This window comes from Nonomuraea sp. NPDC049649, assembly GCF_040675175.1.
Taxonomy (GTDB): Bacteria; Actinomycetota; Actinomycetes; order Streptosporangiales; family Streptosporangiaceae; genus Nonomuraea.
The window spans coordinates 92,035-101,838 of record NZ_JBFAOH010000022.1 but is presented as its reverse complement, the minus strand read 5'-3'; the positions used below and the strand labels follow the sequence as shown (position 1 = coordinate 101,838).

Genomic DNA, 9,804 nt, shown 5'->3' with positions numbered 1-9,804 from the left:
ACACCAGGCCCGCGCCCGCTGGTTCCATAAACGCGCCCGCCTGGCAGCCGCATAAACCCACAGCTCAGCTCGCGAATGGAGACTGCCGTACTAGTGGTCTCAATTTCGTCGCGCACACGATGTCCTTCTTCAACGCGCTCCGGCTCCGGGATGATCGCCGTGCCGAGGGTGGGTCCGTAGGTGGCTGAGGTGCTTGTCCTTCTTGAGCGCCGCCATCATGCTCACCCCAACGTAGAGGCAGAAGAGCAGCCCGCCGCTACTTTCGAGCGATCCGCTCCAACGCCTTCGCCCGTGTGGCGGGGGCGGGATGATGCTTGGTCGCGTGGGCGATCGGCTGTTGTTCCTGTTCGTCCCCTCGTACACAGAGGAACCCCGGCCCGCATGACCCTTTCTGGATCGATCGCTCCAGATAGGTGTACGGTGGAGTCATGGCCAGAACGCGGGGGTTCGACACCGAGGTCGCGGTGAGCCGTGCGATGGAGTTGTTCTGGATGCGCGGCTACGAGGCGACCTCGCTGCGGGACCTGACGCAGCACCTGGGGATCGGCCAGGGCTCGCTGTACGCGGCGTTCGGTGACAAGCAGGGCCTCTACCGGGCGGCGCTGGAGCACTACCGCGCCAACCTGGCCGCGGCTGCCCTGCGCGATCTGGAGGAGGGGGCGGATGCCCGGTCGGCGGTTCGTGCGTTGCTGATGGAGCGGGTGCGGATCGCTGTGGAGGACGGCGGCCGGGGATGTCTGGCTGTCAACGCCGCCTGTGAGCGGCTGCCGGAGGATCCGTCGATCCGGCGTGTCGTGCGGGACATGCAGGACGCCAGTCAGGAGGCGCTCGCTGAGGTGTTGCGCGCCGGGGTGGAGCGGGGTGAGATCGCGCCGCAGCATGACCCTCACACGCTGGCCGCTTTTCTCGTCACCTTCCTCAATGGGCTGCTGGTCACCTCGAAGATCACGCCGGATGCCCGTGCCCTCGAACCTGTCGTGGAGGTGGCGCTGGCCACTCTCGGGTGACTTCTTCGTGCCCGCAATCTGTATCAACTGTTCCAGAAAGGCTGGATGAGAAATGATGGTCGACCACAACGGGCAGCCCATGCGTACGGGCCGCGCCGGCGTCAACGGGACGAGCCTGCACTACCGGACGGCCGGTTCCGGTCCTGCGGTGGTGCTGCTGCACGGCGTGCCCAAGACCGGCTACCACTGGCGTCACCTGGTCAAGAAGCTTGCGCCCCACTACACCGTCGTCGTGCCCGACCTGCGGGGGCTCGGCGACTCGGCGCGTCCCGCGGACGGGTACGACTCCGCGACGATGAGCGATGACATCGCCGAGCTCATGACGTTCTTAGGGCATGAGAGCTACGCCGTGGTGGGCGAGGACTGGGGAGCGGTGATCGGCTACCAGCTCGCCGCACGGCACCGCGGCCACGTCAGTGCCCTCGTCTTCGCTGAGGCGCTGTTCCCCGGGTTCGGCTTCGAGGAGCACACCGCGCTCACTCCCGAGAACGTCTCCAGCGGGATGCATCTGTGGCATCTGGGCTTCTACTTCCAGCCCGACGTACCCGAGATGTTGATCTCGGGGCATGAACGCGAGCTGATCACGTACATGATCAAATCCGAGCGCAGCCACCCCGACACGGCCACCCCCGACGCGATCGAGGAGTACGTGCGCACCTACTCGATGCCCGGCGGCATCCGCGCGATGCTGTCCATCTACCGGGCGATGCTCGTCGACGCCGAGCAGAACCGGCAGGCCGCGAGGAAGAAGCTGGACATCCCGGTCCTGGCGCTCGGAGGCTCCGCCTTCATCGGCGAGCGCAACGAGTCCCAGATGCGGATCATGGCCGACGACGTCACCGGTCACGTCTTCGACGCGGGGCACGACCTCGCCGAGGAGGTGCCCGACGAGATGGCCGACGTGATCCTGCCGTTCCTGGCGGGGAGCCGGTAACGGGTCGATGATCTAGGTGTTCAAAGGCGGGCCAGGCATGGGGAGCTCCATCATCACCTGATGAAGGCGAGCGGCCGGACGGCAGCCGCCGCGGAGTTCCCCACTCACCTGTACGACCGCGTACCGGCGATGCGGTTCCCCCGGATCTCCAGCGAAGTGCCAGGTTGTCCGCTCATGCCCGTGACCTCACGTCTGTTTACTTGGGCCGACGGTTTCGGGTTCGCCGCTCTGATCAGCGATCTCCCGGGGGAGTCGGCAGCCGCCGTTTCTCATGTCTGATGGCCAAGCGGATCGTCCAGTAGAGGCAGAAGAACACCAGCGCGGCCGGAACAACCCACATGATGAGCACGAACAGAATCTCGGGAAGCCCGATCGACATCTGACCCTCCGCTATAGGGGGAACCAGCTTGCCTGATTACGCAAAGGGCGTCCATCGATGCTGATCATCAATTTCCGCCATTCCGAGTGCCGAGATGGAGCCTGACGACCGTCTCGTCATCGATCTCACAGCTGCGTCTCGGTGATCCCGCCGTCACTGCCGGGTGAGGTGGGTTCTGGCGGAGGTGGGCGATGAGGGGGGCTTTCGCGGCGCAGACCTGACTTTCGGCAGGGGGGCCGGTTGACGATCGGCAGATGAACCGCCGGGCGCGCCCTTGACAGGCTCGCCCGTATGAACACGCTTTTCCCCGGGCGGTGGATCGGCGGGGTGGCCCTCATCCTGGGCCCGGTGATCATGTGGGCCGGCTACCTGCTGCGTTACCTGAGCACCGTCACCGCCCTCACCTCTCAACAGCAGGCCTGGGCTGATGCGAAGCCCTTCGCCGCCTTCGGCCAGCTCCTCGCCTACACCTCCGAACCCGCCCTGATCACCCTCTCCTACGCGGTCTTCACCCTGGGGGCGCTGCTGCTCTTCCCCGCCTTCGTCGCCCTGGCCCAGCAGGTGGGCGGCGGTCTCGCCTTCTGGGGCGGCACCCTGCTGGTCGCCGGGCTCTTCTCCCGCCTGTACTACGCCGGCGCCGAGCAGACCGCCTTCCAGCTCACCGAGATCATCGGCCTCGACCAGGCGACCTATGCCATCACCGAGGAGTACGGCGACATCTCCTACGGCCCGTGGCGGGTGCCGGTCTGGGCCTCGGTCGGCCAGTACGCGGGCTCGCTCCTCCTGGCCGTCGCCGCCTGGCGTTCCGGTGTTTTCGGCACCGCCCGCGCGGCGATGCTGCTGCTGGCCGGAGGCACCTGGATGGGTGTGCTGAAGGGTTCCTCCATCCCGGACGTCCTGGTCACGGGGCTGCTCTGCGTGGCCCTGGTCCCGCTGGGCGTGCGGACGCTACGGGATCAGCTGCCCGTCCCGGCCGGTCGGCCGAAGATATTCAGCTGGTGAACGGCGGCACCGCGACCCTGGTGCGGGAGCCGCCTGCCCGATTCCCGGCGGGACCGCTGGTTCGGCGAGCTGGAGCGGCGCGGGATCGACCCGTCGTCGGACGAGGTTCCCGCCGAGTACAGGGACGGGCGCTGGGGACGTACGTCCGATCCAGTCCACATTCGGACACGTGGGAACTCTGGGCCGCGATCGGGAGTCCTACGTCTGGACGATTCATCATCTTCACGGGGGAACGCATGAAGAAGGCACTCGTCGCGGTGGTGGCCGGTGGAACGCTGCTGGTCACCGGCACGCCCGCGCTCGCCAAACCGACGCTCGGACCGTACGGCTACGGCGCGGTGAAGCTCGGCATGAGCGCGAAGAAGGCCAAGGCGACGGGCAGGATCGTGTCCAAGATGCCCGCGGGGGAGGGGGCCTGCTCGGGCTGGGACCTCAAGGCGCACCCCACCGGCAAGCACTCCGTCGGCCTGTACATCTCGAAGAAGGCCGGCGTCGCCGTCATCTTCGCCCCCAAGGGGGTCAAGACACCCAGGGGCATCGGCGTCGGCTCCACGCTGAGGCAGGTCAAGAGGGCTTACCCGCGGCTCAAGTCCTCGCCGTCCGGCATCCGGTACGTGTCCGTCCCGGGGAACTCGAAGGCCTACTACGCGTTCCTCACCGACTCCAAGGGCAAGGTCCGCGAACTCGCCTTCGGCCTCGACAAGCAGGACTGCGTCAACTGACGACGAGAGCCGAGGGCTCGGGCTTGGTCTCAGGCGAGTGTCTCTGGCAGCAACCGGAACGCCGGCACGTGCCGGGGGCGAATGAGCGTGAAATCCCGCCGGTCGATCGTCGCGACCTGTGTGACGCCCAGCCGTTCCGCGATGGCGGCCAGGGACACGTCAGCCGGGTCGAGCCGGGCGTCTTTATAGAGCCGGACGAGTTCGGCCATCCGCCGCACATCTACAGGAAGCAGTTCAACCAGTTCGAACTCTTCGGTTACGAGATCAAGAAACTGGGCGTGTACGGCGGGTCCATGTGCCTGTTGATCGTCCATCCGGCTTCGATCAAGATTGTCGACGGGAGAAGCCGCGGCCCCTCCAGACGCTCCGCCAGCAGATCTTCGACCCGTTCCGACAGATCTCCCTCGCCGGATGCGCCGATCCCGGCGATCGACAGCCGACGACGCCGAACCGGCTCGTCGGCTGCCTCGGCCAATTCCGGATCTGTCTTGACCAAGCGCAGGAGGCGGCGCGCCTGGTCCGGCGACAGCCGATCCACCAGGTGATGGAGTTCCTCATGCGCATGCTCGGCGCTCATGTCTACGAGTTTACGCAAGCGGTTCCGCTGGGGGCAGCAGCAGTACGCACCCAAGGGTGTCGCCGAGACCGCGCTCGCCGTCCTTCAGAGCGTAGTGAGGTGGTTAAGGAAGGCGCCAGGCGAGGAGGCCTTCGGGGGCCGTTGTCTGGGTGAAGCCGGCGTTGGCCAGTTCCTCTTGGATCACTTCTCGTACGGGGCGGTAGGCGTGGCCGACGATCTCTTCCTCGCTGAGCACGTGGTCGCCCTCGGTGATGCGGTAGAGGTAGCGGGCCTTGCAGCCTCCTTCGTACGACTCGAGGATCTCCGACAGGACGGCGTAGGTGTGGCGGCCCACTTGGCGTGACTCCAGTTCCCGGAGCGGGGAGGGTGCCGGGGGGCCGCCGTCGCGCCAGGTGAAGACCAGGAGGCCGTCCGGTTCGAGCTGGGAGGCCAGCACCGGCCAGAGGCGGCGGCGGTACTCAGGTTCCATGGCGTACATGACGTTGATCATCACGATGGCCTCGGCCGGTTCGGGCAGGTTGACGCTCAGGGCGTCGTACGGGAGGACGGTGACGCGCTTGAGGAGGTCCGGGCGGGCGTTGAGGCGGGACAGCAGGATTCCGCGCATGCCGGGCGAGGGTTCCAGGGCGAAGATCTCGGCCGGTGTCCGGTCGGCCAGTGAGGTGGTGATCAGGCCGGATCCGGCGCCGATCTCCAGGATGCTGCGCCGGACGCCGGTGAGGAGCGGGGGTAAGACCTCACGGATCCTCGGCACGTGCCCGTTCTCGTGGAACAGGTCGTAGAAGGGGAGGGATATGAAGTCGGTCACGGCGGGTCATGCTAGCCCCAGGGCACGGCCCATTTCGTCCGGTCGATCTTCGGAGTCGCGTCGCGAGCGTGACCATGGGCGGAGCATACTTAGGAGAGTGAATCAAGCCAGCGGTGCGTCCCACCGCCACCTGCCCACAAGTCCCTTCAAACCCCGCCCACCGGCGCCGCCCGTCGAGCGGTACAGCGTGGACGACCGAGTGACCCATGATCGGTACGGTCTCGGTGTCGTCATCGCCGTGGAAGACACCGCCGTGATCGTGGACTTCGGTACGCGCCAGGAGCGCATCACCTCACCCTTCAGCAAGCTGTACAAGCTCTGAGGCTCCTGGTCCCAGGAGGCTTCGTCACCGGTCAGGCGACGAGGCCGGATGTGTCACGCTTGCTCCATGCAGCTTGATCAGGTTCTTGTCGACGCGGCCATCGCACAGGCGGAACGTCGGTGGCCCGCAGGAGAGTCGGGTGGTGCCGCGGCCGTCTACCTGGATGATGGGCGGATCCTCACCAGCGTCGGTCTGGACAACCTCAACGGCGGCGTGTCCCTCTGCCATGAGACCGGCGCCATCTGTCAGGCCTACACGCTGGACAAGAAGATCACCGCCTCTGTGTGCGTGTATCGGGACCGGGAACGTGTCCTGATCCTTCCTCCGTGTGGCATCTGCCAGGAACGCCTGGCCTTGTGGGGGCCCGACGTCCAGGTCACCGTGCCCAACGTGACGGGGTGGATTGCGCGCACCCTCAGGGAGGTGAACCCGTTCTACTGGGGATCGCAGTTCACCGGAGACGGGACGTGGCCCGCCCCTGAAGCCCACTTCTCCTGACCTGATCAGTCCCAGGCGTAGTCGAAGGGCACCGTGATGCTCATGATGTCCGAGATGGTGGTCACCACCTGACCGTCGTCGTGCCGTACGGTGATCGGCCGGAGCTTCGAGCAGCTGATCTCGTAACCCGCCGACAGCTTCGCCGAGTCGTTGTCAGGGTCGTCGTCCTGGCAATCCTTGCGCAACCCGGCGAGTGCCTTCCGTGCCTCGCGTTGCAGGGCCTGGTCTTCGGGCCAGAGCTGTGTGACCACCTGCCCGAAGATCTCGGTGCCCAGCTTCGTGGCATCCTCGGGCTGCACGTCGCCGTTCAGGCCCCGGGCCGCGGCCGAGACGGACAGCCTGTCCATCTTCGACTCCAGGTGGCCGGTGTAGCTGATGCGCGCGCTCCTGGTGTTCGTCTGGTTGCGGGTCTGGCACTCGGGGTCCCTGATCGTGTGGCCGAAGGCGTCCTTCTCGCCTGCCTTGTAACAGCGCCACCCCAGCGCCTTCTCGACCCGTCGCAGGAACTCCGGGCCCGACACGGGGAAGCAGTGCGAGCCGCGGGGCTGGGACTCGTCGCAGGGCACGGGCGCTTCAGGACTGCTGGACTCGGCCGGCTTCTCGCTGGGCCGGGCGCTGACGCTGGGGGCCGCGGTGGGGATATCCGGCCGTGACGGCTCAGCCTGTACGACGGTCGGTTTGTCGGCGTTCTTGTACAGGAAGACCCCGGCCAGCGCGACCGCGGCGATCAGGACGAGCGCCCCGCCCACGCACCCGGCCACGATCAGCACCGTGTTGCTCTTCTTCGCCGCGACCGCGTAGTGGGGGTAGCGCGGATCGCCCCCGCAGTGTCTCCCGTTCCACTGGTCCACCCAGAACCCCGGTGCCTGGGGGTCCGGCTGCACGACCCATCCACAACGCCGGCACTGATTCGCCACCAGATCCCCCCGACAGAGCGTTTTGTCGCAGAATCCTAGGTCTCGTGTCGGTTTCGGGGTGAACGTTTAGATTCTGGTGAAATCGTGCACGCCTCCGGTCAGCCTTTCAGGGTGAGGAACGGGCCGCGGGTGCGGGTGCCGTCCGGGAGGTCCCACGGGCCGGGCGGGGCGGGCCGTCCTCGTCGGGGCTGATCTTCGTATTCTGGCATCCGCAGGGTAGGCGAAGGTTGGACGTGCCCGGGGTTACGGGGATTTGACGGAGGGGATCACCACTTTCACTGAGAGTAGTGATCCGGGAGGCAAGGATGCGCCGGCTGAGGCCTGACTTCCCGTTGCTGGCGATCTCCATGGGGTTGCTGCTGGCGGTGGTGCTGTGGGCGGTGCTCTTCACCGAGTCGCTCGCCCGGGCCGCCGATGTCGCGCTCGGCTGGGTGGTGGGGAGCTTCGGCTGGCTGTTCGTGATGGCCGCCGACTTCTTCCTGGTCCTGGCCGTGGTGCTGGCGCTGAGCCGGTACGGGCGGGTCCGGCTCGGCAAGGACGACGACGAGCCGGAGTTCGGCAACGTCGCCTGGGCGGCGATGATGTTCGCGGCCGGGATGGGCATCGGGCTGATGTTCTACGGCGTCGCCGAGCCCTTGACCCACATGCTGGAGCCGCCGGCCGGGGTGGGGCTCGCGCCGGGCTCGCCCGAGGCCGCGCAGAACGCGATGGAGTACTCCCTGTTCCACTGGGCCCTGCACCCGTGGGCGATCTACGCGGTGACCGGCATGGCGCTGGCCTACTCCACGTTCCGCAAGGGGCGGGGGAACCGGTTCAGCGACGCCTTCGCCCCGCTCTTCGGCGAGCGGCCCAGGCCGGTGGTGGGGCGGGCGCTGGATCTGCTGGCCATCCTGGCCACCGCCTTCGGCACCGCCACGAGCCTGGGGCTGGGGGCGCTCCAGGTCGAGTACGGCATCGACGAGGTGTTCGGGATCAGCGGGCGGAGCCTGGAGGTGGCCGTCATCATCGTGCTGACGGGCGCGTTCGTGCTCTCGGCGGTGAGCGGGGTGCACCGCGGGGTGCGCCTGCTCAGCACGCTCAACATCTATCTGGCCGCCGTCCTCGCCTTGTTCATCCTGATCTTCGGCCCGACGGTGGCGATCCTCGATCTGCTCCCCGCCGCGCTCGGCGGGTACCTGAACGACCTGCTGCTGATGTCCTCGCGGACGGGCGTGTTCATCAACAAGGAGTGGCTGAGCACCTGGACCCTCTTCTATTGGGCCTGGTGGATGTCGTGGGCGCCGTTCGTGGGCGCCTTCATCGCCCGGATCTCGCGGGGGCGGACGATCCGGGAGTTCGTCGTCGGCGTGCTGCTCATTCCGTCCGGGGTGAGCCTGGTCTGGTTCTCGATCAGCGGCGGGAGCGCGGTGTGGCTGCAGCTGTCGGGCCAGGAGGACTTCTCCGGCAAGCTCGCGCAGGGCGAGGAGGCGGCGATGTACGCGCTGCTCGAACAGCTCCCGCTGGGCCTGATCACCGCCGGGTTCACGGCGATCCTGGTCGCGCTCTACTTCGTGACCGGCGCCGACGCGGCCTCCCTGGTGCTCGGGTCGCTCACCACGAGGGGTTCGCTCCATCCCCCGAAGGTGCTGGTCGTGACGTGGGGCGTGCTGGTCGGCCTGGTCGCCCTGGGGCTGCTGCTGGCCGGCGGGCTGGTGGCGCTGCAGCAGGCCACGATCCTGGTCGCGCTGCCGTTCATGGTCGTCATGCTGCTGCTCTGCTGGGCGCTGCTGAAGGAACTGCGGGGCGATCCCGGCGCGGGCCCGTCGCACCGCCACCCGCAGCACCACCTCCCTGACGTCATCCGCTGGGCCAGCGGCGAGAAGGACTGATCAGCCTTGGAGGTCGCCGATCCGCGCGGTGGCGAGGGCGGCGGCGTCGCGCAGCGCGGTGACGTACGCGGTGACGTTGGAGCGGTCGAACCGGACGGCGGGCACGGCCACGGTGAACGCGGCGACGGCTGCGCCGCCCGGGTCGTGGACGGCGACGCCGACGCCGCTCACCCCGCGTTCGGTTTCCTCGTTGTTCAGGCCGTAGCCGCGTTTGCGTACGGTCGCGAGCTGGGTCTTCAGCGCGGCCAGCGTGGTGATCCTCGCGGTGGGCCAGGGCGGCAGCCCGCCCCGGTGCAGCATCTCCACGTCGGAGCTGCTCAGCTCGGCGAGCAGCACCTTGCCCCCGGCCGAGCAGTAGGCGGGCATGAGGTCGCCGATCCGCACGCCGACCCGGAGCGGGGCGTCGCACTCGACCCCGTCGATGAACTTGATGTTCCACCGTTGCAGCACCATGAGCTGGACGGTCTCACCCACGGCGGCGTACAGGCGGTCGAGCGCGGGCCGGGCTGCGGCTCTGAGCTCGTTGGTGGTGAGCGCGGTGTCCTGCCGGTCGCTGATGGCCGGGCCCGCCTGGTAACGGCGTTCCCGGTCCTGTACGGCGAAGCCCCGGTAGATCAGGGCGCCGAGCAGCCGGTGGGCGGTGGAGGGGGCGACGTCGAGGTGCTCGGCCGCGGCCTTGACAGTCAGCGTCTCGCCCTGGCGCAGCAGCTCGACCAGGCGCAGCGCCCGGTCGACCGACTCCAGCGGCGGCGACGACGAGGTGCCCATCA

At 67.8% G+C, this 9,804-nt stretch carries 13 protein-coding genes; 7 read left to right on the top strand and 6 right to left on the bottom strand.

Annotated features, from left to right (window positions below; all coding sequences use genetic code 11):
* Positions 1 to 428 precede the first annotated feature (428 nt).
* Positions 429 to 1,007 carry a TetR/AcrR family transcriptional regulator gene (locus AB0J42_RS25310; protein WP_364298478.1) on the top strand — a complete coding sequence of 193 codons (579 nt, stop codon included), beginning with the start codon at positions 429 to 431 and terminating at the stop codon, positions 1,005 to 1,007.
* A 52-nt stretch (positions 1,008 to 1,059) separates the two neighbouring features.
* A complete protein-coding gene (locus AB0J42_RS25305; protein WP_364298476.1) occupies positions 1,060 to 1,941 on the top strand; it encodes an alpha/beta hydrolase in 882 nt (293 codons plus the stop codon).
* A gap of 232 nt (positions 1,942 to 2,173) precedes the next feature.
* Here AB0J42_RS25305 and AB0J42_RS25300 read toward each other — a convergent pair whose 3' ends face one another.
* Positions 2,174 to 2,320 (bottom strand): hypothetical protein, encoded by a 147-nt coding sequence (locus AB0J42_RS25300; RefSeq protein WP_364298474.1) that lies wholly within the window; start codon positions 2,318 to 2,320, stop codon positions 2,174 to 2,176.
* Positions 2,321 to 2,611: 291 nt separating this feature from the next.
* On the opposite strand from AB0J42_RS25300, the gene AB0J42_RS25295 reads away from it, so the two are divergent.
* Both AB0J42_RS25295 and AB0J42_RS25290 read left to right on the top strand, forming a co-directional pair.
* Complete coding sequence (locus tag AB0J42_RS25295) at positions 2,612 to 3,322, top strand: hypothetical protein (RefSeq protein WP_364298472.1); 711 nt, start codon at positions 2,612 to 2,614, stop codon at positions 3,320 to 3,322.
* A gap of 236 nt (positions 3,323 to 3,558) precedes the next feature.
* Complete coding sequence (locus AB0J42_RS25290; RefSeq protein ID WP_364298470.1) at positions 3,559 to 4,044, top strand: hypothetical protein; 486 nt, start codon at positions 3,559 to 3,561, stop codon at positions 4,042 to 4,044.
* Between the two features lie 29 nt (positions 4,045 to 4,073).
* On the opposite strand, the gene AB0J42_RS25285 is transcribed toward AB0J42_RS25290, so the two are convergent.
* The 3 genes from AB0J42_RS25285 to AB0J42_RS25275 all read right to left on the bottom strand — a co-directional run bounded on the left by AB0J42_RS25285 (position 4,074) and on the right by AB0J42_RS25275 (position 5,429).
* Positions 4,074 to 4,253: a hypothetical protein gene (locus AB0J42_RS25285; protein ID WP_364298468.1), complete on the bottom strand. Its 180-nt coding sequence runs from the start codon at positions 4,251 to 4,253 to the stop codon at positions 4,074 to 4,076.
* A 47-nt stretch (positions 4,254 to 4,300) separates the two neighbouring features.
* Positions 4,301 to 4,621: a hypothetical protein gene (locus tag AB0J42_RS25280; protein WP_364298466.1), complete on the bottom strand. Its 321-nt coding sequence runs from the start codon at positions 4,619 to 4,621 to the stop codon at positions 4,301 to 4,303.
* A gap of 103 nt (positions 4,622 to 4,724) precedes the next feature.
* Positions 4,725 to 5,429 carry a class I SAM-dependent methyltransferase gene (locus tag AB0J42_RS25275; protein ID WP_364298464.1) on the bottom strand — a complete coding sequence of 235 codons (705 nt, stop codon included), beginning with the start codon at positions 5,427 to 5,429 and terminating at the stop codon, positions 4,725 to 4,727.
* 199 nt (positions 5,430 to 5,628) lie between these two features.
* Between AB0J42_RS25275 and AB0J42_RS25270 the strand changes: the two genes are divergently transcribed.
* Both AB0J42_RS25270 and AB0J42_RS25265 read left to right on the top strand, forming a co-directional pair.
* Complete coding sequence (locus AB0J42_RS25270) at positions 5,629 to 5,751, top strand: hypothetical protein (protein ID WP_364298462.1); 123 nt, start codon at positions 5,629 to 5,631, stop codon at positions 5,749 to 5,751.
* A 66-nt stretch (positions 5,752 to 5,817) separates the two neighbouring features.
* Positions 5,818 to 6,249 (top strand): cytidine deaminase, encoded by a 432-nt coding sequence (locus AB0J42_RS25265; RefSeq protein WP_364298460.1) that lies wholly within the window; start codon positions 5,818 to 5,820, stop codon positions 6,247 to 6,249.
* A 5-nt stretch (positions 6,250 to 6,254) separates the two neighbouring features.
* Here the strand turns inward: AB0J42_RS25265 and AB0J42_RS25260 are convergent, their stop codons facing one another.
* Entirely contained in the window at positions 6,255 to 7,133 is an 879-nt protein-coding gene (locus AB0J42_RS25260; RefSeq protein WP_364298458.1) for a hypothetical protein, read from the bottom strand.
* Between the two features lie 338 nt (positions 7,134 to 7,471).
* Here AB0J42_RS25260 and AB0J42_RS25255 point away from each other — a divergent pair, with 338 nt between their 5' ends.
* Positions 7,472 to 9,034, top strand: coding sequence for a BCCT family transporter (locus AB0J42_RS25255; RefSeq protein WP_364298456.1), 1,563 nt, complete (start codon positions 7,472 to 7,474; stop codon positions 9,032 to 9,034).
* On the opposite strand, the gene AB0J42_RS25250 is transcribed toward AB0J42_RS25255, so the two are convergent.
* Positions 9,035 to 9,802: an IclR family transcriptional regulator gene (locus tag AB0J42_RS25250; protein WP_364298454.1), complete on the bottom strand. Its 768-nt coding sequence runs from the start codon at positions 9,800 to 9,802 to the stop codon at positions 9,035 to 9,037.
* Positions 9,803 to 9,804: the final 2 nt, after the last annotated feature.

Excerpts from the sequence above, each read along its gene's own strand:
- AB0J42_RS25285 (WP_364298468.1), bottom strand. The coding sequence starts at position 4,253 with ATGGCCGAACTCGTCCGGCTCTATAAAGACGCCCGGCTCGACCCGGCT.
- AB0J42_RS25300 (WP_364298474.1), bottom strand. The coding sequence starts at position 2,320 with ATGTCGATCGGGCTTCCCGAGATTCTGTTCGTGCTCATCATGTGGGTT.
- AB0J42_RS25305 (WP_364298476.1), top strand. The coding sequence starts at position 1,060 with ATGATGGTCGACCACAACGGGCAGCCCATGCGTACGGGCCGCGCCGGC.
- AB0J42_RS25255 (WP_364298456.1), top strand. The coding sequence starts at position 7,472 with ATGCGCCGGCTGAGGCCTGACTTCCCGTTGCTGGCGATCTCCATGGGG.
- AB0J42_RS25290 (WP_364298470.1), top strand. The coding sequence starts at position 3,559 with ATGAAGAAGGCACTCGTCGCGGTGGTGGCCGGTGGAACGCTGCTGGTC.
- AB0J42_RS25280 (WP_364298466.1), bottom strand. The coding sequence starts at position 4,621 with ATGAGCGCCGAGCATGCGCATGAGGAACTCCATCACCTGGTGGATCGG.
- AB0J42_RS25310 (WP_364298478.1), top strand. The coding sequence starts at position 429 with ATGGCCAGAACGCGGGGGTTCGACACCGAGGTCGCGGTGAGCCGTGCG.
- AB0J42_RS25295 (WP_364298472.1), top strand. The coding sequence starts at position 2,612 with ATGAACACGCTTTTCCCCGGGCGGTGGATCGGCGGGGTGGCCCTCATC.
- AB0J42_RS25250 (WP_364298454.1), bottom strand. The coding sequence starts at position 9,802 with ATGGGCACCTCGTCGTCGCCGCCGCTGGAGTCGGTCGACCGGGCGCTG.
- AB0J42_RS25265 (WP_364298460.1), top strand. The coding sequence starts at position 5,818 with ATGCAGCTTGATCAGGTTCTTGTCGACGCGGCCATCGCACAGGCGGAA.